Annotated in this window: 24 protein-coding genes; 11 read left to right on the top strand and 13 right to left on the bottom strand. The window is 70.5% G+C overall.

Annotation, left to right across the window (positions count from 1 at the left end; all coding sequences use genetic code 11):
- The first annotated feature begins 31 nt into the window (after positions 1-31).
- The 3 genes from ASG63_RS21615 to ASG63_RS21605 all read left to right on the top strand — a co-directional run bounded on the left by ASG63_RS21615 (position 32) and on the right by ASG63_RS21605 (position 4979).
- Complete coding sequence (locus ASG63_RS21615; RefSeq protein ID WP_056221582.1) at positions 32-1117, top strand: efflux RND transporter periplasmic adaptor subunit; 1086 nt, start codon at positions 32-34, stop codon at positions 1115-1117.
- Entirely contained in the window at positions 1114-4215 is a 3102-nt protein-coding gene (locus ASG63_RS21610) for an efflux RND transporter permease subunit (protein ID WP_056221577.1), read from the top strand. Before ASG63_RS21615 ends, ASG63_RS21610 begins: the two co-directional genes overlap by 4 nt.
- Positions 4216-4397: 182 nt before the next feature.
- Positions 4398-4979 (top strand): TetR/AcrR family transcriptional regulator, encoded by a 582-nt coding sequence (locus ASG63_RS21605; protein WP_056221574.1) that lies wholly within the window; start codon positions 4398-4400, stop codon positions 4977-4979.
- Positions 4980-5028: 49 nt separating this feature from the next.
- Here the strand turns inward: ASG63_RS21605 and ASG63_RS21600 are convergent, their stop codons facing one another.
- Together ASG63_RS21600 and ndk are read right to left on the bottom strand one after the other, a co-directional pair.
- Positions 5029-5406 carry a hypothetical protein gene (locus tag ASG63_RS21600; RefSeq protein WP_056221571.1) on the bottom strand — a complete coding sequence of 126 codons (378 nt, stop codon included), beginning with the start codon at positions 5404-5406 and terminating at the stop codon, positions 5029-5031.
- A gap of 160 nt (positions 5407-5566) precedes the next feature.
- Positions 5567-5989: a nucleoside-diphosphate kinase gene (ndk, locus tag ASG63_RS21595; RefSeq protein ID WP_056221568.1), complete on the bottom strand. Its 423-nt coding sequence runs from the start codon at positions 5987-5989 to the stop codon at positions 5567-5569.
- Between the two features lie 294 nt (positions 5990-6283).
- On the opposite strand from ndk, the gene ASG63_RS21590 reads away from it, so the two are divergent.
- Positions 6284-6829, top strand: a complete 546-nt coding sequence (locus tag ASG63_RS21590; RefSeq protein ID WP_056221565.1) for a DUF2147 domain-containing protein — start codon at positions 6284-6286, stop codon at positions 6827-6829.
- A 37-nt stretch (positions 6830-6866) separates the two neighbouring features.
- Here the strand turns inward: ASG63_RS21590 and ASG63_RS21585 are convergent, their stop codons facing one another.
- Positions 6867-7502: a glutathione S-transferase family protein gene (locus ASG63_RS21585; RefSeq protein ID WP_056221562.1), complete on the bottom strand. Its 636-nt coding sequence runs from the start codon at positions 7500-7502 to the stop codon at positions 6867-6869.
- Positions 7503-7719: 217 nt separating this feature from the next.
- On the opposite strand from ASG63_RS21585, the gene ASG63_RS21580 reads away from it, so the two are divergent.
- The 5 genes from ASG63_RS21580 (at position 7720) to ASG63_RS21560 (ending at position 11801) form a co-directional block, all read left to right on the top strand.
- The gene (locus tag ASG63_RS21580) at positions 7720-8010 is read left to right on the top strand and encodes a hypothetical protein (protein WP_443189824.1); all 291 of its coding nucleotides are present in this window, start codon (positions 7720-7722) and stop codon (positions 8008-8010) included.
- Positions 8011-8150: 140 nt separating this feature from the next.
- Positions 8151-8570, top strand: a complete 420-nt coding sequence (locus tag ASG63_RS21575) for a DUF4345 domain-containing protein (protein WP_056221797.1) — start codon at positions 8151-8153, stop codon at positions 8568-8570.
- A 26-nt stretch (positions 8571-8596) separates the two neighbouring features.
- A complete protein-coding gene (locus tag ASG63_RS21570) occupies positions 8597-10582 on the top strand; it encodes an FUSC family protein (protein ID WP_056221557.1) in 1986 nt (661 codons plus the stop codon).
- Entirely contained in the window at positions 10582-10776 is a 195-nt protein-coding gene (locus ASG63_RS21565) for a DUF1656 domain-containing protein (protein WP_056221554.1), read from the top strand. Before ASG63_RS21570 ends, ASG63_RS21565 begins: the two co-directional genes overlap by 1 nt.
- A 2-nt stretch (positions 10777-10778) precedes the next feature.
- Complete coding sequence (locus ASG63_RS21560) at positions 10779-11801, top strand: efflux RND transporter periplasmic adaptor subunit (RefSeq protein ID WP_056221551.1); 1023 nt, start codon at positions 10779-10781, stop codon at positions 11799-11801.
- A 683-nt stretch (positions 11802-12484) separates the two neighbouring features.
- On the opposite strand, the gene gatB is transcribed toward ASG63_RS21560, so the two are convergent.
- The 5 genes from gatB to ASG63_RS25720 all read right to left on the bottom strand — a co-directional run bounded on the left by gatB (position 12485) and on the right by ASG63_RS25720 (position 16555).
- Positions 12485-13957, bottom strand: a complete 1473-nt coding sequence (gene gatB / locus ASG63_RS21555; RefSeq protein WP_056221548.1) for an Asp-tRNA(Asn)/Glu-tRNA(Gln) amidotransferase subunit GatB — start codon at positions 13955-13957, stop codon at positions 12485-12487.
- A 68-nt stretch (positions 13958-14025) separates the two neighbouring features.
- Entirely contained in the window at positions 14026-14325 is a 300-nt protein-coding gene (locus tag ASG63_RS21550; RefSeq protein ID WP_056221545.1) for a hypothetical protein, read from the bottom strand.
- Between the two features lie 10 nt (positions 14326-14335).
- Positions 14336-15817 carry an Asp-tRNA(Asn)/Glu-tRNA(Gln) amidotransferase subunit GatA gene (gene gatA / locus ASG63_RS21545; RefSeq protein ID WP_056221543.1) on the bottom strand — a complete coding sequence of 494 codons (1482 nt, stop codon included), beginning with the start codon at positions 15815-15817 and terminating at the stop codon, positions 14336-14338.
- Between the two features lie 122 nt (positions 15818-15939).
- Positions 15940-16227, bottom strand: a complete 288-nt coding sequence (gatC, locus tag ASG63_RS21540) for an Asp-tRNA(Asn)/Glu-tRNA(Gln) amidotransferase subunit GatC (RefSeq protein ID WP_056221539.1) — start codon at positions 16225-16227, stop codon at positions 15940-15942.
- Positions 16228-16375: 148 nt separating this feature from the next.
- The gene (locus ASG63_RS25720) at positions 16376-16555 is read right to left on the bottom strand and encodes a hypothetical protein (protein WP_156389640.1); all 180 of its coding nucleotides are present in this window, start codon (positions 16553-16555) and stop codon (positions 16376-16378) included.
- A gap of 113 nt (positions 16556-16668) precedes the next feature.
- Between ASG63_RS25720 and ASG63_RS21535 the strand changes: the two genes are divergently transcribed.
- Positions 16669-17214: an SMI1/KNR4 family protein gene (locus tag ASG63_RS21535; protein WP_056221536.1), complete on the top strand. Its 546-nt coding sequence runs from the start codon at positions 16669-16671 to the stop codon at positions 17212-17214.
- A gap of 71 nt (positions 17215-17285) precedes the next feature.
- Positions 17286-17780, top strand: a complete 495-nt coding sequence (gene ruvX / locus ASG63_RS21530) for a Holliday junction resolvase RuvX (RefSeq protein WP_056221534.1) — start codon at positions 17286-17288, stop codon at positions 17778-17780.
- Positions 17781-17786: 6 nt separating this feature from the next.
- Here the strand turns inward: ruvX and dprA are convergent, their stop codons facing one another.
- From dprA to acnA, 5 genes are all read right to left on the bottom strand, one after another.
- Complete coding sequence (gene dprA / locus ASG63_RS21525) at positions 17787-18962, bottom strand: DNA-processing protein DprA (protein WP_056221531.1); 1176 nt, start codon at positions 18960-18962, stop codon at positions 17787-17789.
- A gap of 31 nt (positions 18963-18993) precedes the next feature.
- The gene (gene plsY / locus ASG63_RS21520; RefSeq protein ID WP_056221792.1) at positions 18994-19587 is read right to left on the bottom strand and encodes a glycerol-3-phosphate 1-O-acyltransferase PlsY; all 594 of its coding nucleotides are present in this window, start codon (positions 19585-19587) and stop codon (positions 18994-18996) included.
- 11 nt (positions 19588-19598) lie between these two features.
- On the bottom strand, positions 19599-20906 hold the full coding sequence (locus tag ASG63_RS21515; RefSeq protein WP_056221790.1) for a dihydroorotase: 1308 nt from the start codon (positions 20904-20906) through the stop codon (positions 19599-19601).
- Positions 20907-21016: 110 nt separating this feature from the next.
- Positions 21017-21205, bottom strand: a complete 189-nt coding sequence (locus tag ASG63_RS21510) for a YegP family protein (protein ID WP_056221527.1) — start codon at positions 21203-21205, stop codon at positions 21017-21019.
- A gap of 178 nt (positions 21206-21383) precedes the next feature.
- Positions 21384-24095: an aconitate hydratase AcnA gene (acnA, locus tag ASG63_RS21505; RefSeq protein ID WP_056221525.1), complete on the bottom strand. Its 2712-nt coding sequence runs from the start codon at positions 24093-24095 to the stop codon at positions 21384-21386.
- Positions 24096-24319: the final 224 nt, after the last annotated feature.

The raw sequence follows: 24319 nt of genomic DNA, 5'->3' as shown, positions 1-24319 counted from the left end.
CGGCGGATGGTCCGGCTGCTGAGGATGCATCATGCAGAAGTGGTTCGCACCCGGTCTCGCGTCCCTCGCCCTCGGCGCCTGCTCGCCGGCGGAGACGGCGGTGAGCCCGGAACCGCCCCTCGTTCAGGTGGCCGAGGTCGTCCGCGGTTCCGGCACGGTCGCGCGCTACACCGGGGTGATCCGGGCCCGGACCGAGAGCAACCTGGGCTTCCGGGTCGGCGGCAAGATCTTCGAGCGCCTCGTCGACCCGGGCGACCGGGTGCGTCGCGGGCAGCCCCTGATGCGCCTCGACCGCACCGACTTCACCCTCGCCCTCGACGCCGCCCGCGCCTCTGCCGAGGCGGCCCGGGCCCAAATGATCAAGGCCAAGGCGGACGAGGAGCGCAGCCGCAGGCTGGTGGCCGACGGCTGGACCTCCCGGCAGACCTACGACCAGAACAAGGGCGCGGCCGATGCCGCCATCGCCCAGCTCGCCCTTGCCGAGGCCCAGGCCAGTCAGATCCAGAACCAGGCGGGCTATGCCGAACTCCAGGCCGATGCCGACGGCGTCGTCATGGAGGTGCCCTCCGAGCCCGGCCAGGTGGTCGCGGCCGGCCAGACCGTGGTCAAGCTCGCCCGCGACGGGGCGCGCGAGGCGGAGGTGTTCCTGCCCGAGGGCAGCCGGCGCGCTGCCGAGGGAGAGGCCTCCGCCACCCTCTACGCCGAGGGCGCGGCGACGTACCCGGCGCGCCTGCGCGAACTCTCCGCCACCGCCGATCCGGCGACGCGGACCTACCGGGCGCGCTATATCCTCTCGGGCGGGGGCGAGGCCGCCCCACTGGGCGCCACCGTCACCCTTCAGCTCATTGATGCCGCGGCGGCCCGCGTACCGCGCGTCGAGGTGCCCCTCGCGGCCCTGTTCGACCAGGGGCACGGCATAGCGGTCTGGCGCTACGATGCCGCCACCGAGACCGTGCGTCCGCAGATCGTGCAGGTCGCTCGCCTGGGCGAGGAGCGCGCCGAGATCGTCGACGGTCTGAACCCCGGCGACCGGATCGTGGCGCTCGGTGCCCATCTCCTCACGGCCGACCAGCGGGTGCGCCCGGCGCCCGCCAGCAGGACCGGGGTGGTGCGATGAGCGGCCTCAACCTCTCCGCGCTCGCCGTCCGCGAGCGGGCCGTCACCCTGTTCCTGCTGATCGCGCTGACGGGGGCGGGCTTCTTCGCCTTCCAGAAGCTCGGGCGGGCGGAGGACCCGGCCTTCACCGTCAAGGTCATGACGGTCTCGGCTGCCTGGCCCGGCGCCACGGCGGAAGAGATGCAGCGCCAGGTCGCCGACCCCCTCGAGAAGCGCCTGCAGGAGCTCGTCTACTACGACCGGGCGGAGACCACGGTGCGCCCCGGCCTGATGGTGACGAAGGTCATCTTCAAGGATGCGATGCCTCCGGCCAAGCTCCAGTCGGAGTTCTACCAGGCCCGGAAGAAGCTCTCCGACCAGGCCTCCAGCCTGCCGCGCGGCGTGATGGGGCCGCTCTTCAACGACGAGTTCTCGGACATCTACTTCGCCCTCTACGCCGTACAGGCCAAGGGTCTGCCACACCGCCAGCTCGTGCTGCACGCCGAGGACCTGCGCCAGCGCCTGCTGCGGGTGCCGGGCGTGGAGAAGATCAACATCCTGGGTGAGCAGACCCAGAAGATCTTCGTGGAGATCTCCTACCAGCGCCTCGCCACCCTCGGCATCACCGGCCAGCAGCTGCTGGCCGCGCTGGCTAACCAGAACGACGTCACCCCGGCCGGCTTTGTCGAGGCGGCGGGACCGCGGGTGTACCTGCGTCTCGACGGGGCCATCGACGGCCTCGACGCCATCCGGAATCTTCCCGTGGCCGCCGGCGACCGCAGCCTCAAGCTCGGCGACATCGCCGAGGTCAGGCGCGGCTACGAGGATCCCCGGACCTTCGCGATCCGCAACGACGGCGACCCGGCCCTGATGCTCGGCCTCGTGATGAAGCCCGGCTTCAACGGGCTCACGCTCGGCGCGGCGCTCAACGCCGAGGAGGTGGCGATCCACCACGAGACGCCGGTGGGCATCGCCTTCACCAAGATCACCGATCAGGCCAAGGTCATCGACGACGCCATCCACGAGTTCATGGTCAAGTTCTTCACTGCCCTCGGCGTGGTGATCCTCGTCTCCCTGGTGGCACTCGGCTTCCGGGTCGGCATCGTGGTCGCGCTGGCCGTGCCGCTCACCCTCTCGGCGGTGTTCGTCGTGATGATGGTCACGGGCCGCGATTTCGATCGCATCACGCTGGGCGCCCTCATCATCTCGCTCGGCCTCCTCGTCGACGACGCCATCATCGCCATCGAGATGATGGTGGTGCGCATGGAGGAGGGCGCCGACCGCATCGCGGCGGCGACCCATGCCTGGAGCGCCACGGCCGCGCCGATGCTCACCGGCACTCTGGTGACCATCGCGGGCTTCCTGCCCGTGGGCTTCGCCGCTTCCACGGCAGGTGAGTACGCCGGCGACATCTTCTGGGTGGTGGCCTTCTCGCTGATCCTCTCCTGGATCGTGGCCGTGACCTTCACGCCCTATCTCGGCGTGAAGCTCCTGCCGAACATCCAGCGCGTCTTGGGGGGACACGAGGCGATCTACGCCACGAAGACCTACGCGCGCCTGCGCCGCGTCGTGCGGATGTCGGTCGACCACAAATGGCTCGCCGCCGGCATCACCGTGGGGCTGTTCGCCCTCGCCGTGGCGGCGATGGGCAAGGTCGAACAGCAGTTCTTCCCGAACTCAGAGCGCCCCGAGCTCATCGTCGAGGTCACGCTGCCGGCGGGCTCGGCCTTCGCCACGACGGAGGCCAGCGTCAAGCGGATCGAGGCCGCGGTGCGCGATCTGCCGGAAGCTGGCGCGATGACGAGCTACATCGGCCAGGGTATGCCGCGCTTCGTGCTCTCCTTCGATCCCGAGCTGCCCGATCCGGCCTTCGCACAGATCGTGGTGCAGACGGCCGACGCGCAGGCGCGCGACGTCCTCAGGGGCAAGCTGCGCCGACTCGTGGAGGACGGCCGCTTTCCGGAGGCCCGCGTGCGGGTGCTCCAGATCGTGTTCGGCCCACCCATCCGCTTTCCCGTCGCCTTCCGGGTGGTGGGGCCCGACCTCGACGTTATCCGCGGCATCGCCGCCGAGGTTCGGGAGGTCATGGCGGCCAATGCCAACATGCGCCTCGTCCATCTCGACTGGGGCGACAAGACCCCGAGCCTGCGCCTCGCCTTCGACCAGGAACGTCTGCGCCTCATCGGCCTGACCCCGAAGGAGGCCGGCCAGCAGCTGCAGAGCTACCTCAACGGCACGCCCGCCACCCAGGTGCGCGAGAACCTGCGTTCCGTCGACGTCGTCCTGCGCAGCCCCGGCCCCGAGCGGCGCTCCCTGGGCGAGATCGGAGACCTGACGCTGACGACCAAGGACGGTCGTCAGGTGCCGGTCTCGCAGGTGGCGCGCCTGGAGAGCCGGACCGAGGACGCGGTGCTCAAGCGCTACAACCGCGAGACCTACATCCGCGTCCAGGGCGACGTGCTCGACGGCAAGCAGCCGCCGGACATCCATGCCCAGGTGTTTCCCCTCCTGGCGCCGATCAAGGCCAATCTCCCGCCGGGCTACCGCATCGATACCGCGGGTGCCGTGGAGGAGAGCGAGAAGGCGATGATGTCCCTGGTGGCGGTGTTCCCGATCATGCTGATCGTGACGCTCACCGTCATCATGATCCAGGTCCGCTCGTTCGCCACCATGTTCATGGTCTTCGCCACCGCCCCGCTGGGCCTGGTGGGCGCAGCACCGACCCTGCTGCTCTTCCACCAGCCCTTCGGCTTCAACGCGATCCTCGGGCTGATCGCCCTGTCGGGAATCCTGATGCGCAACACCCTGATTTTGGTGGACCAGATCCACTACGACCAGGCGGCGGGCCTGGGGGATTACGACGCGATCGTGGAATCCACGGTGCGGCGCGCCCGTCCCGTCATCCTCACGGCGGCGGCGGCGATGCTGGCCTTCATCCCGCTCACCCACTCGGTGTTCTGGGGGGCGCTGGCCTACGTCCTCATCGGCGGCGTCGGGGTCGGCACCCTGCTGACCCTCCTGTTCCTGCCCGCCCTCTACGCCCTCTGGTTCCGGGTGGCGCGCCAGCCGCGCGACGCGCGGGGCGCCACCGAGACGGCGCCGCAGGGGGCCGGAACCTGACGCAGGCGCGGGGCGAGATCCCGGCAGCGGTGGTATAAGCGTATCGCGCCGGGCTTGCCCGAGACCGCGCGGGCCGTCGGCCGATCCGTACCCTGTTCCCCTCGGCGGGCCGGCCGATGCGGACCTGTATCGATGACGGCCCGCATCTATATAAGACCGGGAAGGCAGCGGGAGAGCCGGAGATGCCGAGAGTTTCGCAGGAGCAGGCCAAGCTCAACCGCCAAAGGGTCGTCGCGGTCGCCGCCGCCCTGTTCCGGGAACGTGGCCTGCACGGGGTGGGGGTGGCCGACATCATGGCCTCGGCCGGCCTGACGCATGGCGGCTTCTACGGCCAGTTCGCCAGCAAGGATGCGCTGGCGGTCGAGGCGTTCGACGCGGCCCTCGGGGAGGACCGGCGGGGCGCGCTGGACATGCTCATCGCCAACTACCTGTCCGTGGGCCACGTCCAGTCGCCCGGCATGGGCTGCCCCCTCGCCGCCCTGGCCAACGACGTCGCCCGCGAGCCGGCGGGGAGTCCCCTGCGGGGACGCTTCACCCATGGGGTCCGACACCTCGTGGGCCTGCTGTCCGAGCTCTCGCCCCAGGGTGCGAAGGAGCGCCGCCGCCAGCGCGCGCTCGCCAAGTTGTCGACCCTCGTGGGCGCCGTCGTGCTGGCACGGGCGGTGGACGATCCGAGCCTCGCCGAGGATCTCCTCCGGGCCGCACGGACCGCCGCAGGCGAGCGCGGCGACCCACCGACCCCCGACAGCGCGTCGCCGCACTGAACCGGCACCGACGCGTCGCCTCCCGGGGCAGTCCGGGACGGACGGAGCCTTACGCCGGACGCGGCAGCTTGCAGCTGTCGAGAGCGTTCAGGGCCTTGGCGCGGGCGGAATCGTTGAAGTAGCCGGTGCTGCGGTAGCCATCGAGCTCGCTCTTGTCGAGGCTTGCCAACGTCTGGTTCGCGTAGCAGCCGCAGGGGCGGGCGAGGGAGACCTCGGAGACGTTCTGCAGACGGGCCTGGGTGACGGTGCAGGCGTGACGCACGCGGCCGGTCAGGTTGCTGGTGGAGGCCGTCTTCAGCGCCGGATCGGGAGTGTAGCCTTCGAGCGACGCGGTCGGGCCGGACTTGTTGGCGTTGCAGGCGGCGACGAGCGAGAGCAGGCCGGCGGCGAGCAGGAGCCGGCCGGTGCGCGGGGCGATGGAGCGCATGGAATGATGGGTCCGTGAAAGCGATTCGGGAACGAACCGGTTTCACGTCCGGGCCCCCGCCGCGCAAGGGCGCCGGGGCCACACTGGGACGGCAAACGCCGAAGCTTCCGGGAAGCTTCGGCGCGCCGGTTTGGTCGACCGTGTCCGAACCCCGAAGGATTCAGCCGACGATGTCGGAATCCTGGAAGAACTGGGCGATTTCCGCCTTGGCGTTCTCGAGGCTGTCGGAGCCGTGGACGGTGTTCTCGCCGACCGACTCGGAGAAGGTCTTGCGGATGGTGCCCGCGTCGGCGTTGGCCGGGTTGGTGGCGCCCATCACTTCGCGGTACTTGGCGACGGCGTTCTCGCCCTCGAGCACCTGCACGACGACCGGCCCGGAGGTCATGAACTCCACGAGCTCGCCGAAGAAGGGGCGCTCCTTGTGGATCTCGTAGAACGTCTCGGCCTGGGCGCGGCTCATCTGGATGCGGCGCTGGCCGACGATGCGCAGGCCCGCCTTCTCGATCACGGCGTTGACCGCGCCGGTCAGGTTCCGCTTCGTGGCGTCGGGCTTGAGAATGGAGAAGGTGCGCTCGGTGGCCATGGTCCGTCCGGTTGTGATCGCTCAGCCGAAAATGGCTTCGGCGCCGGGCTTATAGCCGCCAGGCCCCCGGCCCTCAACCCGAGGCGCGAACGCGGGGGATAACCTGAGCGCGGCCGCGGGTTTTCCCGCTGCCATGGCTTTGGCGCAACAGCGCCGGAAATTCGCCCGAATGCGGACGCCTCCTGTGGCCAGACGAACACGGCCCTGCCCCCGCGCCGGGTCGCTTGCCGATCCCCTTGCCGACTCTCTGGCCGCCGGCCTCCCGCCGCAGCCACGCCACACGGAGACCTGGACATGCGCGTCGCCCTCACCGCCGCCCTCATCCTCACCGGCCTCGCCCCCGCCTCCGCCGCCCCGGCCCAGGACCCCTCGGGGACCTGGCTCACCGGGGACGGCCGCGCCAAAGTCCGCATCGACCGCTGCGGCCCGGGTGCCGCCAACATCTGCGGGAAGGTGGTCTGGGCCAAGACCGCGACCAACGAGGACGGGACCCCGCGCACGGACATCAAGAATCCCGATCCGAAGAAGCGCGGCCGCCCCGTGCTCGGCCTGACCCTCCTCGACAACCTGAAGCCCGAGGAGGCGAAGTTCTCCGGCGAGATCTACAACGCCGACGAGGGCAAGATGTATCAGGTCAGCCTGGAGCGAGAGAGCAGCTCCGAGCTGTCGGTCTCAGGCTGCCTCCTCAAGGTCCTGTGCGGCTCGCAGACCTGGACCCGGGTGCCCGACGTGAACCAGCAGGCCTCCGCCGCCGCGCCCGAGTCGGCGCCCGCGCCCCGGCCCGCGCCGAAGGCTGCCAAGGCCGCCCCCACGAAGGCGCTCGCGGCGCCGGCCGAGTGACGCCAGCGGCGTGACGCGTATCGGGTGACGCCTCCGCTCAGACCGCCGCGAATCCCCGCTGAACGGCCGGCCGCGCCATGACGCGGTCGAGCCAGGCCCGCACGTGGGGCACGCTGGCCAGCTCGATGCTCTGCTTCTCGTGGTACTTGGCCCAGGGTAGGATCGCGATGTCGGCGATGGAGAAGTCGCCCGCCACGAAATCGCGGTCCGCGAGGTGCCGGTCGAGGACGCCGTAGAGGCGCTGGGCCTCCGCGGTAAACCGGTCGATGGCGTAGGGGATCTTCTCCTGCGCGTAGATGCGGAAATGGTGGACCTGGCCGAGCATCGGCCCGAAGCCGCCGACCTGCCAGAACAGCCACTCGTCCACCGCCACCCGGGCGCGCTCGTCGGCCGGGTAGAGGCAACCGGTCTTGCGCCCGAGATATTGCAGGATCGCACCGGACTCGAACACCGTGATGGGGTCGCCCCCCGGGCCGTCCGGGTCGACGATGGCGGGAATCTTGTTGTTCGGCGAGATCTTCAGGAAGTCGGGCGCCATCTGGTCGCCGCGGCCGATATTCACCGGCACCACCCGATAGGGCAGTCCGCACTCCTCCAGCATGATCGGGATCTTCCAGCCATTCGGCGTGCTCCAGGTGTGCACGTCGATGGGTTTTCCCGGCGCGTGTGCCATGCTGATGTTTCCGACCCTGTTCAGGCTCGCCCGACCCGCCGAAACAATCGGGAACGCGAGCGGATGGTTGCAGACTCCGTGCCACCGCCACAACACGTGACACGAGCGGTGGATCGCGTCGACACCCGTACAGATGGCACTTGCCCTCGCCCGGGGTTGTGGCTGTGATGCGCCCGGCCCGCCGCACGGCGGCGCCCAAGCGTCCCCGGGGGTCGTCATGCTGTCGTTCCGTTCGCGTCACACCCGTGCTTTGTTCGCGGGCTTGCTGCTTCTGGCAAGTCCCCTCCTTCTGACAAGCCCGTTCGTCGCGGGCGGTGCGCTGGCACAGGCCGCGGCGGCAAAGCCCGCCAAGGAGCTCAGCGTCGGCCAGAGTGCCGCGCGCGAGCGCCAGAAGAAATGCGGCGCCGAGTGGCGCGCCCTCTCGGTCGCCGACAAGGCCGCGCAGGGACCGAAATGGCCGCAATACTACAGCAAGTGCGTCAAGCGCCTGAAGCAGATGAAGGCCTGAGGGGATCCGGCCGCGCGCGGGCGTCCGCGGGCGGCCGACATCGTGTGCGGGGCCGGGCGGCCCCTTCCGCGGACCGCCAAGGAACGTAAGCCTGGCCGTCCCGGTTGCCGATCCTGACAGGCGGATTCCGGACGGACGCGATGATGCGGGAACGGCAGGCGCTGCAGCGCGCGGTGGCGGTGATGGCCCTGGTCCCGGTGGCCTCCGGCCTCTACGGCGTGCTGCTCGGGCTGAACGGGATCGGACGCGGCGGCCTCGTCGACGTCTCCGCCGACAGCCACTTCCGCTACCTCTCCGGCCTGCACATGGGCATCGGCATCCTGTTCTGGACCTGCGTGCCCGGCATCGAGACCAAGACCACCCTGGTCCGCTTCCTCACCCTGGTGGTGGCGCTGGGCGGCCTCGCCCGCCTCCTCGGCTGGGCGCTGACCGGATTGCCGTCGTTCCTGATGCTGGCCGCCCTGGCCGTCGAACTCCTCGTCAGCCCGCTGCTCTGCCTGTGGCAGGCCCGGGTCGCGGCGCGTGCCGCCGACGCGATGCCCGGCGGGGTCATCGGGTGAGCGCCCTCGCCGATAGCCCGCCCCGCATGCCGGACCGGATCCTCGCCGCAATCGAGCGCGTGGTTCCGAAGCCCGCCGCCTGGGCCTTCGCCGTGCGGATCTGGCTCGCCATGATCCTGGCCCTCTACGCGGCCTTCTGGCTGCAGCTGTCGAGCGCCTCCTCGGCGGCCGTCTGCGTGGCGATCCTGGCCCAGCCCAAGCGCGGGCAGGCCCTGTCGAAGGCGCTCTACCGCTTCCTCGGCACCCTCGTGGGGGCGGCCGTGGCCATCGTCCTGATGGCCTTGTTCGCGCAGGACCGGGTGGTGCTCCTCGTCGCCTTCGCCACCTGGCTCGGCCTGTGCGTCTTCACCGCCCACTTTCTGCAGGACACCCGGGCCTACGGGGCCATGCTGTCGGGCTACACCGTGGCGATCATCGCCATCGCCCATATCGACACGCCGCAGAGCACCTTCGACGCGGCCGTGGACCGGGTGGCGGCGATCACCCTCGGCATCGTGGCGATCACCGTCATCAACGACGCCCTCGGCTCGCCCAGCATCTGGCGGACGGTGCGCGACGCCCTGGGCGACGCCCTCGCGGAAACCCGGGCCTTCGCCCGCGAGACCCTGACCCGGGGCGATCCCGGCTCCGAGCGGACCGCCGCGCTGATCCGCAAGATCGCCGCCCTGCGGGGCGACGCCAGCGCCATCGCGGGCGAACGCGACGACGGGCCGGACCGGGCCGCGGGGGCGCGCAGCGCCATCGCGGCGCTCTACGTCATGGCAGCGACCGCCCGCCATGTCCGGGCGGCCCTGGCCCGCCTGCCCGCCCCGTCGCCCGCCGTCGCGGAGGCGCGCGCCCTCTGCCTCGGGCTGACGGAGCCGGAGGCCGACCCGGCCCTGGCGGTGGCACGCCTGTCGGACCTCGTCGCGGAGGCCGTGCGGGCGGGCGACCAGCCCCTCGACGCGATCCTCGTTCTGCAGCGCGCCCTCGATTTCGCTCGGGCGGCCGCCTTCGCGGCCGATGGCTCCCGCGTCCTCGCCCATGGGGGGCGCCCCTTGCGCGACGTCCCGCTCCCGACCCACCGCGACGTGCCCGAGGCCGTGCGGGGCGCCCTGCGGGTTGTGATCGCCTTCGGCCTCACGGCCCTCCTCCTCGTCGCCACGGGATGGCCGGCCACCTCCTTCGCCCTGGTCCAGGTGGCGGCGACCTGCTCGCTCTCCGCGATCACCCCCGACCCGCGCGTCTTCGCCAAGGGCGTGCTCATCGGCATGCCGCTGGCCGCCCTCTGCGCGGGTCTCGTGCTGTTCGGCGCGCTCGCCGGCGTCCAGGGCTTCCCCCTGCTGGCGATCGCCATGGCGCCGGTGGTCTTCGCCGCCTGCTTCCTCAGCCTCAACCCGCCGACTTTCGGCATCGGGTTCATCCTGCTGGTGTTCTTCCCCGTGCTGCTCTCGCCCGCCAACCCCCAGAGCTACGACCCGCAGGGCTTCCTCACCAACGCCTTCCTGGTGATCTTCGCGGCGCTGATCCTGTTCTTCACCGTCCGGATCATCCTGCCCATCTCCAACGCCCGCCACCGTGCCTTCGCCCTCGATTCGGCCCGGCGCGCCCTGGTGGAGGCCTTGGCGGGCCGGGGCGGCGACGCCACGACCCGGACGAGCCTCAACAGCGACCGCCTGCTGCAATTCGCCCGCTGGAGTTCGGGCAGCGCGGCCGTGCGCCGGGCGAGCCTCGACCGCGCCTTTGAGCTCGCCCGGATGGAGTCGGCGGCCGCGCGCGCCCAGGCGCAGCTGCGCGGCCTCGCCCAGGACGGTGCCCTGGCTTCGGTCGCGGGCCGGGCCCGCGCGGCCCTTGCGAGCGTCGATGCCGGGCGGATGCGGGAGGCCGCCGCGGCCCTTCTCGCCGCGGGCGGGCCGGCCGATCCGGCCACGCGCCTGCACCTCGCCCGGGCGGTGAGCGACCTCGCCACGGCCGCCCACGTCGCCGAGGGTCAGGGCCGCTTCCTGCGCCGCCTCGGCATCCGGGGCGCCTGATGCGCAGCGACCTCGATCTCGGCGGCGTGCTGCTCTCGCCCTTCGTGGCCTACGCCGCCGGCGCGCTGGCGATCCTCTTAGGTCTGCGCCTGCTCTTCGCGCGCCTGCGCATCGCCCGCTACGTGGCCAACCCGCCCCTGGCGGAGGCCGGCCTCTACGTGTGCATCCTCGCTCTCCTGATCGTGTTCCTGTGACCATGGCTCAAGACCCGCCCGCCGAGACCACCGCCGCAGGGCCCGACGGCCGCTCCCGCGGCTCCGCCCCGGATACCCGCCCCCGCGCGCCCGGCCGGGGGCGCCGGGTGCTGCGCCTGCTGATCACCGGGCTCATCCTGGCCTGCGCCTTCGTCGCGGCGGCCCTCGTCTGGCAGTTCTACGTGACCGCCCCCTGGACCCGCGATGGGCGGGTGCGCGTGCAGGTCGCCAGCGTGGCCCCCCAGGTCTCGGGCCAGATCACGGAGCTGCGCGTCGCCGACAACCAGACCGTGAAGAAGGGCGACATCCTCTACGTCATCGATCCGTTCGACTTCGAGGTCTCGGTGACCTCGGCCCAGGCCGAACTCGACAACCGGGAGGCGGACCTCCAGGTCAAGCGGACCCAGGCCGCCCGGCGCGAGGCGCTGACCACCCTCTCGACCTCCATCGAGGAGAAGCAGCAATATGCCGGCACCGCCAAGATCGCCGAGGCGGCGGTGGCCTCGGCCAAGGCGCAGCTGTCCCAGGCCAAGATCAATCTCCAGCGCACCCAGGTGCGCTCGCCGGTGAACGGCCGGGTGACGAACCTCCTGCTGCGCCCCGGCGACTACGCCACCACCGGCACGGTCAACATCGCCGTCATCGACACCGATTCGTTCTGGATCGACGGCTATTTCGAGGAGACCAAGATGGCCCGGATCCACGTGGGCGATCCGGTCTCGGCCGAGCTCCTCGGCTACGATCCGCTGATCCGCGGCACGGTAGAGAGCATCACCCTGGGCATCAGCACCGCCAACGCCACCGCGAGCACCCAGGGCCTGCCGAACGTCGACCCCGTCTACACCTGGGTCCGCCTCGCCCAGCGGGTGCCGGTGCGCATCCGCATCGACGTCATGCCGGACGGCGTCACCCTTGTCGCCGGCATGACCGCCACCGTCTCGGTGGGCGCGCCCGGCGCCCATCGGCGGGACTGGCTCGCGGGCCTGCGGAGCCACTTCAGTGGGGTCGCGGCGCCCACCCCGTAGGTTGTAGCGACGGGGCGTGCGGTGGCAGTCGCGCCCAAGCGACTGCGGCGACAGGACATTTTAGGGTCGAGTCTCTGGGAATGAATACAGTCGCGAAATCACGCAAATAGGCTCTTGACGCATTCGCGATCCGGTCGCACCTTGATGTGGTGCTTCGACGGCAAAGCACAGCTCAAGCAACGAGGAGGCCTTGATCGGATAACGATCACGACCGACCTGACGCAGGAGATGTGGGAATGACTCCACCCCAGCAGGAAGCTGCGGCGATCATCCAGGGCTGATTCGACCTGGACGTTGAGCAGCGCACACGCGAATTACGGGACGGAAGCGGTCTCCGGGGCGCAGAAGCGGCCAGCACGGCACGACTTCAGACATGCACCAGGCCCCACCTCGGCCGCTTCCGCCGCCGATCTATTTAGATGAGCCGGCGTGCTTCGCGCCGAATGATCACGATATCTTCGTCTCAAGGCGTCGCCGCCGCGCTCCCGCTCGAGCGGCTCGACCCATGAGCGGACGTAGGAGAGTTCGCGCGCCGCCGCGACGCTCGCTCTGCCACGGGGGGAAGCTCCCCCGGAGGCGGCCGCCTCTCTCAGCTAACCAGGGAGCGCCTCGCCCGGCCGCATGACGTCGTGTCCGACCCGGCACCGACCGTGCATGTCCGCGGCGCGGACGCAGGCCCGCTTCTACTCGATCCCCAGCTTCGCCTTCAGCAGGGCGTTCACTGCTGCCGGATTGGCCTTGCCGCCGGTGGCCTTCATTGTCTGGCCGACGAACCAGCCGAGCAGGGTCGGCTTCTCGCGGGCCTGAGCGACCTTCTCGGGGTTCCTGGCGATGATCTCGTCCACGGCCGCCTCGATGGCGCCGGTGTCGGTGACCTGCTTCAGGCCGCGCGCATCGACGATCTGGCGCGGGTCGCCGCCCTCGGACCAGACGATCTCGAACAGGTCCTTGGCGATCTTGCCCGAGATCACGCCCTCGCCGATGAGGTCGACGATGGCGCCGAGCTGGTCGGCCGAGACCGGGCTGGTCTCGATGCTGTGGCCTTCCTTGTTCAGGCGCCCGAACAGCTCGTTGATGACCCAGTTCGCCGCGGTCTTGCCGTCGCGGCCCTTGGCCACCGCCTCGAAGTAGTCGGCCGAGGCGCGCTCGGCGATGAGCACGCCCGCATCGTAGGGCGACAGGCCGTAGGACGCGATGAAGCGCGCCTTCTTGGCGTCGGGCAACTCGGGCAGGCCGGCGGCCAGGGCGTCGACATAGGCCTGGTCGAATTCCAGCGGCAGCAGGTCCGGGTCCGGGAAGTAGCGATAGTCGTGCGCCTCTTCCTTCGAGCGCATGGAGCGGGTCTCGCCCTTGCCCGGATCGAACAGGCGGGTCTCCTGGCTGATCGTGCCGCCATCCTCGATGATCGCGATCTGGCGGCGGGCCTCGGTCTCGATGGCCTGGCCGATGAAGCGGATCGAGTTGACGTTCTTGATCTCGCAGCGGGTGCCGAGCGGGTCGCCGACTCGGCGCACCGAGACGTTGACGTCGGCGCGAAGCGAGCCCTTCTCCATGTCGCCGTCGCAGGTGCCGAGGTAGCGCAGGATGGTGCGCAGCTTGGTCACGTAGGCGCGCGCCTCCTCCGACGAGCGCAGGTCTGGCCGGGAGACGATCTCCATCAGGGCGACGCCGGAGCGGTTGAGGTCGACGAAGCTCTGGGTCGGGTTCTGGTCGTGCAGGGACTTGCCGGCATCCTGCTCCAGGTGCAGGCGCTCGATGCCGACGGTGATCGACTCGCCGTCGGGCAGATCGACCAGCACCTCGCCCTCGCCGACGATCGGGTCCTTGAACTGGCTGATCTGGTAGCCCTGCGGCAGGTCCGGGTAGAAGTAGTTCTTCCGGTCGAACACCGAGCGATGGTTGATCTGCGCCTTGAGGCCGAGGCCGGTGCGCACGGCCTGGGCCACGCACGCTTCGTTGATGACGGGCAGCATGCCGGGCATCGCCGCGTCCACCAGCGAGACGTGGTCGTTCGGCTCGCCGCCGAATTCGGTGGAGGCGCCGGAGAACAGCTTGGAGCGGCTCGTGACCTGGGCGTGGATTTCCATGCCGATCACGACCTCCCAGTCGTGCAGGCCGCCCTTGATGAGCTTCTTGGGGTTCACGGCAGCGGTCATGATGGCCCGGATTCAGCGTTGCGGGGCGCGGGTACGCGCCGGAAAGGTGGAAGTGTCGGCCCGCCCGGTCAAGCGCGCAGGCGGTAGAGCTGGTGCGCCAGGAAACCGAGGGCGCCCCACAGGAAGGCGGCGATCCAGCGCACGGGGAAGAAGGTCGGCCCGTCGTGGCTCACCGGCGCCGGCCACGGGATACCGATCGCGGTGACGCCCCAGGACACCAGCACCGAGACGGCGAAGGCCATCAGCGAGACGAGGATAACCTTGACGAACTGGTCCGACTTCCAGCCCATCACCAGGGCGATGGCGATCAGCACCGGATCGAAGGCGGCCCAGATCCAGACGTCGAAAGGATAGACCGGGACCGTCATCGCGTGCGCCTCATGCCCACCACACCGCCGGCAGCCTGGTCCGCCCGGTGGCGTCCTCGATCACCTGGGCGGCGGCGAACAGCGTCTCCTCGTCGAAGGGCCGGCCAATGAGCTGGAGCCCGAGGGGCAGCCCCTGCGCGTCGAGGCCGGCCGGCACCGAGATGCCGGGCAGGCCCGCCATGTTCACCGTGATGGTGAAGACGTCCTGCAGGTACATCTCGACCGGATCGCCCGAGCCCTTCTCGCCGATGCCGAAGGCGGCCGACGGGGTCGCGGGCGTCAGGATCGCGTCGACACCGGCGGCGTAGGCCTGCTCGAAGTCGCGCTTGATCAGGGTGCGGATCTTCTGGGCCCGCACGTAGTAGGCATCGTAGTAGCCGGCCGAGAGCACGTAAGTGCCGATCATGATCCGGCGCTTCACCTCGCGGCCGAAGCCGGCGGCGCGGGTGTTCTCGTACATCCCGGCGATGTCCTTGCCGGGCACGCGCAGGCCGTAGCGCACGCCGTCGTAGCGGGCGAGGTTCGAGGAGGCCTCGGCCGGGGCGACGATGTAGTAGGCCGGCAGGGCGTAGGGGGTGTGCGGGAGCGAGATCTCCCGCACCGTGGCGCCGGCATCCTTCAGCATCGCGGCGCCCCGGTCCCACAGCGCCTGGATCTCGGCCGACATGCCCGCGACCCGGTATTCCTTCGGGATGCCGATGGTCAGGCCCTTCACGCCGCGGGCCACCGCCGCCTCGAAGTCGGGCACGGGCAGGTCGGCGCAGGTGGTGTCGCGCGCGTCCGCGCCGGCCATCGAGCCGAGCAGGATGGCGCAGTCGCGCACCGTCCGGGCGATCGGGCCCGCCTGGTCGAGGGAGGAGGCGTAAGCCACCGTGCCCCAGCGCGAGCAGCGCCCGTAGGTGGGCTTGATGCCGACGGTGCCGGTGAAGGCGGCGGGCTGGCGGATCGAGCCGCCGGTATCGGTCGCGGTGGCGCCGAGGCAGAGATGGGCGGCCACCGCCGCCGCCGAGCCACCCGACGAGCCGCCCGGCACCAGCTTGGCGTCCGATCCGGCCCGGCGCCAGGGCGAGACCACGTCGCCATAGGCGGAGGTCTCGTTGGACGAGCCCATGGCGAACTCGTCGAGGTTCAGCTTGCCGAGCATCACCGCGCCGTCGCGCCAGAGATTGGCGGTCACGGCCGATTCGTAGGCCGGCGTGAAGCCCTCGAGGATCTTCGAGCCGGCGGTGGTCGCCACGCCCTCGGTACAGAACAGGTCCTTGATCCCGAGGGGGATGCCCTCCAGCGGACGGGCCTCACCGGAGGCGATCCGCGTGTCGGCCGCCTCCGCCATGGCCAGGGCCCGGTCCGGCGTCTCGACGAGGTAGGCGTTCAGCGCCCGCGCCTTCTCCATGGCGTCGAGATGCGCCTGGGTCAGGTCGGTGGCGGAGAAGTCCTTGGCCTTGAGCCCGTCGCGGGCCTCCGCCAGGGTGAGTTCGTTCAGAGAGGTCATGGGTTGCGAGAGTCCTGGGCGCTCGTCCTGGTGGGTCCCGGGGCACAGCCGCCGTCGCCGTTCGGGCGCCGGGCGGACCGTCCTTCGGGGCGGCCGGGTTTTGAGGTCGGCGGCGCGTGCGCCTACTCGACGACCTTCGGCACGAGGAAGTAGTGGTCCTCGGTCTCGGGGGCGTTGGCCACGATGGCGTCGGCCTTGGCCCCGTCGGTGACCGCGTCCGCGCGCTTCTTCATCGCCATGGGGGTGACCGAGGTCATGGGCTCGACCCCCGTCACGTCGACCGCGCCGAGTTGCTCGACGAAGGCCAGGATCGCGTTCAGTTCGCCCTGCAGGGGGGCGACCTCGTCCTCGCTCACCGCGATGCGCGCCAGGTGCGCGATGCGCCTCACCGTCGTTGCGTCGACCGACATGCTGTCTTCAGATCCTCAGGCCCCCATCCGCAGCCCGTCGGGGTTCCGCGGGCGATGGGGCGTCGGGCCGGGCTATAGCACCCGCCTTCCCGCGCTCGCAACGGCGGGGCCGCGCGGGGGCCGGATCGGGCGGAGCGGCCCGGACGCCTCAGGCGATCGCGTGATGCGGCTGTACCGGTGATTCGATGAGGATCCCGGCCCGCGCCGGCCCGCGATCCGCCTGTCGGAACCCGACGAGCAGGATCTCGCAGGCCAGGGCCAGCATCAACTTGTGCCGCAGGGGCATCCGGCGTGGTGCGGGTGTCGTCGCGTGGGGCGGCAGGGGCATGCGGTTGGCTTCCAGCGTCGTAACGGTTCGTTAACGATGCTCTGGCCGATCCGGTCCCCGCAAGGCTATGACAACGTTTTCTCAAGGTTAACGACGAGCCGGAGATCAGATTCATGTGGGAGACGGTGTTCTCGCCCTGCGCGCCGGGTCCGGTGGCGACCGAGGCGGCCCTCGACCGGGCGGAGGCGGAGTTCGGCTACGGCCTGCCCGAGAGCTACCGCGCCTTCTGCCGGACCCTCGGGGCCGGGCTCGCCAACGGCTCCTTTCGCGTGGCGGTCCCAAGCGAGGCGCCCGAGACGGACCTCGTCGCCCAGTCCGAGCTGATCGCCCACAGCATCGCCTCCGTCCTCGGCGACCGGCCCGAGCATCGGTTCGAGGTGGAGGGCGACGATCCCAGCGTCGTCGAACGGGCCGGCTTCTTCGGCCGGTCGGAGGCCGGCGAGTTCCTGTTCTGGGACGTGGTGCCGGGGCGCGACGAGTACGAGATCTGGGTCCTGGGCGCCGACCTCGAATCGGTGCGCTTCGGCGGGGCCGACCTCGTCGACCTGATGCGGCGGAGCCAGGGGACTGCCGTGCGGGGCATCCTCGGCATGGGCGCCGAGCCCCTCCCCGCCAGCTTCGTGGGCGACGGCACCGAAGGGTCGGCCGGCCTGCACTGATCCGCGAGGATCCCCTTGCCGGCCGGGAGCGGATCGCGCAGGACGGGCGGCGGCACGGGAGAGCGACGGACATGGACGAGGCCGAGATGCGGGCCTTCGCGGAGGCGTCGCAGGGCGGCCCCCGCCTCATCGGGATCGACCTCGGCACCAAGACGATCGGGCTCGCCCTCTCGGATGTCGGGCGTCAGATCGCCTCGCCCCTGGAGACGATCCGGCGGGTGAAGTTCACCCCCGACGTGAAGCATCTGGCGGCCCTGTGCGAGCGGCACGCCGTCGGCGGCCTCGTCATCGGCCTGCCCCTGAACATGGACGGCAGCGAGGGCCCGCGGGTCCAGTCGACCCGCTCCTTCGTGCGCAACATGAAGCCGCTGCTGCCCCTGCCCGTCCTCTACTGCGACGAGCGCCTCTCCACCGCCGCCGTCACTCGCGCCCTCATCGCGGCGGATGCCTCGCGGGCCAAGCGCGGCGAGGTCGTCGACATGCTGGCCGCCGCCTACATCCTGCAGGGCTGCCTCGACCAGATGCGCCGCGCCCTGGGCGAGGAGGCGCCCGACGACGACGCGTGACGGCCCTCAGCCCACCAGGGACACCGACCCGCTGCCGTGGCGCTCGATGCGCCCGTCGAGCTCCAGCTCGAGCAGGGTGGTCTGGACGACCCGGACGCTGAGGCCGGCGGTGCGCGCCAGTTCGTCGGTTCCGATCGGGGTCGGGCTCAGATAGGCGATGAGGCGGGCGCGGTCGTCCACCGGCTCCGGCGCCGCGAAATCCTCGGCGGGGAGCGGCAGGACGATGCCGTCCACGTCGAGTTCGTCCCAGAAGATCGGCGCGTCGGCGAGGTCCGGCCGGTCGACGGCCAGGGCTTCCACCCTGCGCGCCTCGCTGCCCCCCGCCAGCAGCGGGGCGATGACGTCGGTGACGTGGGCGGCGTCGGAGACCAGGGTCGCGCCCTGGCGGATCAGGTCGTTGGTGCCTTCCGCCCGCGGATCCAGGGGAGAGCCCGGCACGGCGAAGACCTCCCGGCCCTGCTCTAGGGCGAAGCGGGCCGTGATCAGCGAGCCCGAGCGGCGGGCGGCCTCCACCACGACGGTGCCGTAGGCAAGGCCGGAGATGATGCGGTTGCGCCGGGGAAAGTCGCGCCCGCGCGGCTCCCACCCCATCGGCATCTCGGCCAGCACCGCCCCGCCCGCCTCCAGGATCGCCTCCACCAGGGCCTCATGGTTGGCCGGGTAGATCCGGTCCTGTCCTCCCGCCAGCACTGCCACCGTACCGCGCGCCAGGGCGGCCCGGTGGGCGCGGGCATCGATGCCCCGCGCCAGCCCCGAGACCACGACGAGCCCGGCCTCGCCGAGCCCGCGCGCGAGGCGCTCGGTGAAGGCGAGGCCGGCGGCGGAGGCGTTGCGCGAGCCGACCAGGGCGATAGCCGGGCGGTTCAGGATCGCGGCCTCACCCCGGATCGCGATCAGCGGCGGTGCCGAATCGGCGGCCTGCAGCAGCTTCGGGTAATCCGCCTCTCCGAGGGCGACGAGGCGGGCGCCGAGGCGACCGGCCGCGCGGAGCTCGGCCTCGGCTTCTTCCCGGCTCGGCGGCGTGATGCGCCGGCCGCTGCGGCCGGTGAGGTTCGGCAGGGCGTCCAAGGCCGGCCCGGCGCCGCCGAAGCGGTTGACCAGGGTGCGGAAGCTGCGCGGGCCGATCCCCTCGCTGCGGATGAGGCGCAGCCAGTCGAGACGCTGGGCATCGGTGAGCTGCATCGCCCTCCCCTCCCGGAGCGGGCGGCGAGCCTCAGCCCTTCTGCCCGATGCGCCCCTCGGTCCCGTCGATCAGCCGGCGGATGTTGGGCGCGTGCTTCCACCATAGCAGGATGGCGAGCAGGAGGAACAGGCATGCAACCGCAGGCTGTCCCAGGGCCCACAGGACGAGGGGCGTCAAAGCCGAGGCCGCCAGCGCCGCGAGGGAGGAGTATTTCAGCGTGAAGGCGAGGCCCAGCCAGATCGCCGCGAAGGCCAGGAGGCCCAGCGGGCTCAGGGCCAGCAGGACGCCCAGGAAGGTCGCGACGCCCTTGCCGCCCTTGAACCCGAGCCAGACCGGGAACAGGTGCCCCAGGAAGGCGCCGAAGCCCGCCACCAGGGCCGCCTCCAGTCCGAAGCGACCGGCGAGGAGCACCGCGAGGGTGCCCTTCAGCGCATCGCCCAGCAGGGTGGCGGCCGCGAGCCCTTTACGCCCGGTGCGCAGGACGTTGGTGGCGCCGATGTTGCCGGAGCCGATCGCCCGCACGTCGCCGAGCCCGGCATAGCGGGTCAGGATCAGCCCGAACGGGATCGAGCCGAGGAGGTAGCCTCCCGCCAGCGCCGCCAGCAGGACGGGCCACGGCAGCATGTTCAGAGCGATCACGCGGCGGCCTCGGTCTCGGCGGGGGCCCGGAAGACGATGCGGCCCGCCACCATCGTCAGCACGGCGGCTCCCTGGAGGCGCGCCTCGTCGAAGGGCGAGTTCTTGGAGCGGGACTTCAAGGTGCGCTTGTCGAGGACGTAGGGCAGGTCTGGGTCGATCAGCACCAAGTCGGCCGGCGCCCCGGTCGCGAGGCGGCCGGCGGCGCGCCCGAGAAGGGCCGCCGGGTTCGCCGTCAGGGCCGCCAGCAGGCGCGGCAGGGCAACGTCGCCGGTATGGACCAGCCGCAGGGCCGCGCCCAGCAGGGTCTCGATGCCGAGCGCCCCGTCGGCCGCTTCGGCGAAGGGCAGGCGCTTGGTCTCGACGTCCTGCGGGTTGTGGTCGGAGACAACGACGTCGATCACGCCGTCGTTGAGGCCCGCCACCAGGGCGAGCCGGTCCGTCTCGTGGCGCAGCGGCGGCGAGAGTCGGCAGAAGGTGCGGTAATGGCCGATGTCGCCCTCGTTGAGGACGAGGTTGTTCACCGAGGCGCCGCAGGTGACCGGCAGCCCGTCCGCCTTGGCCCGGCGCACGATCTCGACCGAATCCGCGCAGGAGATCATCGCCGCGTGGTAGCGGGCGCCGGTGAGGCGCACGAGGCGGATGTCGCGCTCCAGCATCACCGTCTCAGCCTCGCGCGGGATGCCGAGGAGCCCGAGGCGGGAGGCCATCTCGCCCTCGTTCATCACGCCGTCGCCGACGAGGTCCGGCTCCTCCACGTGCTGCATCAGCAGGGCGCCGAAGTCGCGGGCATAGGTCAGCGCGCGCCGCATGACCTGGGCGTTCGCCACCGCCTTGAGGCCGTCGGTGAAGGCCACGGCCCCGGCCTCCTGCAGGAGGCCGAACTCGGTCATCTCCTGGCCGGCGAGGCCCTTAGTGATGGCGGCGGCGGGCAGGACGTGGACGCTGGCCGTGTCGCGGGCACGGCGCAGCACGAAGTCGACGATGGCCGGCCCGTCGATGACCGGGTTGGTGTCCGGCATGCAGACCAGGGTGGTGACGCCGCCGGCGGCGGCGGCCGCGCTGGCGCTGGCCAAGGTCTCGCGGTGCTCGGCGCCGGGCTCGCCCACGAAGGCGCGCAGGTCGATGAGGCCGGGGCTGAGGACGTGGCCACCGCAATCGACCGTCTCGGCGTCGTCCGGCACCCCGGCGACGGGCCCCCAGCCGACATCCTGGATCAGGCCGTCGCGCACGAGGACATGCCCGGGCGCCTGCCGGCCCGTGGCCGGATCGCACAATGTGGCGTTGGTCAGGAGGATGGGACGCATCGTCATGCGTCGCGGTTTCGACCGGGCGCGCCGTGGCGTCAAGCGGGATGCGGCGGGCACGCCGATCCCGACCGCGGCGGCGTGCCCTGACTGCGCTCCGGCGCGTCGTCTCAAACCTCGTAGATCGGATCGTTGCCCGAGGCCTTGTTGAGCTTCAGGCCGTGCAGGCTATCCGCCTTCGCCGCGTAGCTCTCGCTGCTCCTCGAGATCTCCTCGCCGTTCTTGGCGTAGTAGACCCAGTACCACTGTCCCTTCGCATCCTTCTTCATCTTGTAGCAGGGGTAGGACATTGCCGACATCGCTTCGCTCCTCGGTTCACGGTGGCCGCGACCGGCCTCCGCCAAATAATCAAACTCTAGGTTTGATTATTTGGAATTTGTTAACCTGAGGGAAGTTTTACAAGGCTTCTGGGCATGAAAAAGGCCCCGCCCTTTCGGGCGAGGCCTCGGGATCGCGGTTCGAAGAGGCGGCGAAGTCTTACGCGGCCAGCGAGCGCAACACGTAGGGCAGGATGCCGCCGTTGCGGAAGTACTCGAGCTCGTCGAGGGTATCGATGCGGCAGGTCAGGGGCACCTCCCGCTTCGTGCCGTCCGCGGAGGTGATCTCGGCGATCATGGTCTGGCGCGGTTTCAGGTCGCCGGACAGGCCCCGGATCGAGACCGTCTCGTCGCCGTTCAGGCCCAGGGAGGCCCAGGAGGTGTCGCCCTGGAAGACCAGGGGCACGATGCCCATGCCGACGAGGTTCGAGCGGTGGATGCGCTCGAAGCTCTCGGCCACCACGGCGCGGATGCCCAGGAGCTTGGTGCCCTTGGCCGCCCAGTCGCGCGACGAGCCGGTGCCGTACTCCTTGCCGGCGAAGACCACGAGGGGCGTGCCATCGGCCTGGTACTTCTGCGCGGCGTCGTAGATGAACATCCGCTCGCCGGAGGGCTGGAACAGGGTCCAGCCGCCCTCGACCACGTTGCCGGACTCGTCGCGGACCATCTGGTTCTTGATGCGGATGTTGGCGAAGGTGCCGCGCATCATGACTTCGTGGTTGCCGCGCCGGGTGCCGTACTGGTTGAAGTCCTGCACACGGACTTGGTGTTCCTGCAGGTAGGCGCCCGCCGGGGAATTCGCCCGGATGTTGCCTGCCGGCGAGATGTGGTCGGTGGTGATCGAGTCCAGGAACAGGCCGAGGATGCGGGCGTCGACCACGTCCTCCACCGGGGCCGGGGTCTTCTGCATGCCCTCGAAATAGGGCGGGTTCTGCACGTAGGTGGAGGTCGAATCCCACTGGAAGGTCTCGGCCTCGGTGACCTCGACGGCCTTCCAGTAGTCGTCGCCGCCGAACACGTCGGCGTAGCGGGACTTGAACAGAGTCGAGGTGATGTTGGCCTCGATGAACTCTTGGACCTCGGCGCTCGAGGGCCAGATGTCCCTTAGGTAGACGGGCTGGCCGTCGGAGCCCGTGCCCAGGGGCTCGGTGGTGATGTCGATCTGCATCGAGCCGGCCAGCGCGTAGGCGACCACCAGCGGCGGCGAGGCCAGGTAGTTCGCCCGGACATCCGGGTTCACGCGGCCCTCGAAGTTGCGGTTGCCCGAGAGTACCGCGGCGGCGACGACGTCGTTGTCGTTGATCGCCTTCGAGATCGCGGCCGGCAGCGGTCCGCTGTTGCCGATGCAGGTGGTGCAGCCGAACCCGACGAGGTTGAAGCCGAGCGCGTCGAGGGGCGTCTGCAGACCGGCGCTCTCGAGGTACTCGGCCACCACCTGGGAGCCGGGCGCCAGGGAGGTCTTCACCCAGGGCTTCGAGCGCAGGCCCCTGGCGACCGCGTTGCGGGCGAGGAGCCCGGCGCCGATCATCACGCTCGGATTCGAGGTGTTGGTACAACTCGTGATCGCGGCGATTACCACGTCGCCGTGACCGATGTCGAAGTTGGCGCCCTCCACCGGGTAGCGACTGGCGAGGTCGGCCGCCTTCTTGAACTCGGTCTCCATGGATTGCGCGAAGCCCGGCTTGGCGCCGTCGAGAAGCACCCGGTCCTGCGGACGCTTGGGGCCGGCCAGGGACGGGCGAACGTCGCCCATGTCGAGTTCGAGCGTGTCGGTGAAGACCGGGTCCGGCGTGGCCGCGTCGCGCCACATGCCCTGCGCCTTGGCGTAGGCCTCCACCAGGGCGATCCGGTCGTCGGCGCGGCCGGTGACGGTGAGGAAGTCGATGGTCTTCTGGTCGATCGGGAAGAACCCGCAGGTGGCGCCGTATTCGGGGGCCATGTTGGAGATTGTGGCGCGGTCGGCCACCGCCATGTCGTCGAGGCCGGGGCCGTAGAATTCCACGAACTTGCCCACCACGCCCTTCTTGCGCAGCATCTGCGTGACGGTGAGCACGAGGTCTGTGGCCGTGGTGCCCTCGGGCAGCTTGCCCGACAGCTTGAAGCCGACGACCTCGGGGATCAGCATGGAGAGCGGCTGGCCGAGCATCGCGGCCTCGGCTTCGATGCCGCCGACGCCCCAGCCCAGCACGGCCAGGCCGTTCACCATGGTGGTGTGCGAATCTGTGCCGACGAGGCTGTCCGGATAGGCGAGCTCGGTGCCGTCCGAAGCATCGGGATCCTGCTTCGTCCACACGGTCTGCGACAGGAACTCGAGGTTCACCTGGTGGCAGATGCCGGTGCCGGGCGGCACGACGGAGAAGTTGTCGAAGGCCGACTGGCCCCACTTGAGGAAGGTGTAGCGTTCGCCGTTGCGCGAGTATTCGAGCGCGACGTTGTCGGCCAGCGCCTTCGGCGTGCCGAACTCGTCGACGATCACCGAGTGGTCGATCACGAGGTCGACCGGCACCAGCGGGTTGATCTTCTGCGGGTCGCCGCCGAGCGCCACCATGGCGTCGCGCATCGCCGCGAGGTCGACCACCGCGGGCACGCCGGTGAAGTCCTGCATCAGCACGCGCGACGGCCGGAAGGCGATCTCGGTCTCGGTCTTGCCCTTGTTGCCGAGCCAGGCGACGGTGGCGGAGATGTCGTCCTTCTTGACCGAGCGGTCGTCCTCGAAGCGCAGCAGGTTCTCGAGCAGCACCTTCATGGAGAAGGGCAGCGCGGTGGCGTCGGCGAGGCCGGCCTTCTCGGCGTGCGGGATCGAGTAATAGGTGTAGGCCTTGTCGCCGACCGTCAGGGTCTGGCGGGACTGGAAGCTGTCGAGCGATGCCACGGCGTTCTGTTTCCTCGCGAGCGGTTGGTCGAACACGCGCAGGCATAACCTGCGCCACGAAAAACTCGTGTTCGGCTGGGAGCGCTATGAAGCGCGCGCCGCCCCGGGGGTGCCCGGATAGGATGTTGCGCGAAGGGCGATTTGGACGCCCTGAAATCTCGCGCGGCGCAGCCTGCGCGCGTTATAGAACACTTCGAAACTGGCCGCTACCGGGCGCCTGACAG

This window comes from Methylobacterium sp. Leaf94, assembly GCF_001426045.1.
Lineage (GTDB): Bacteria > Pseudomonadota > Alphaproteobacteria > Rhizobiales > Beijerinckiaceae > Methylobacterium.
The sequence above is the reverse complement of the archived record's forward strand: the minus strand, read 5'-3'. Positions and strand labels throughout refer to the sequence as shown.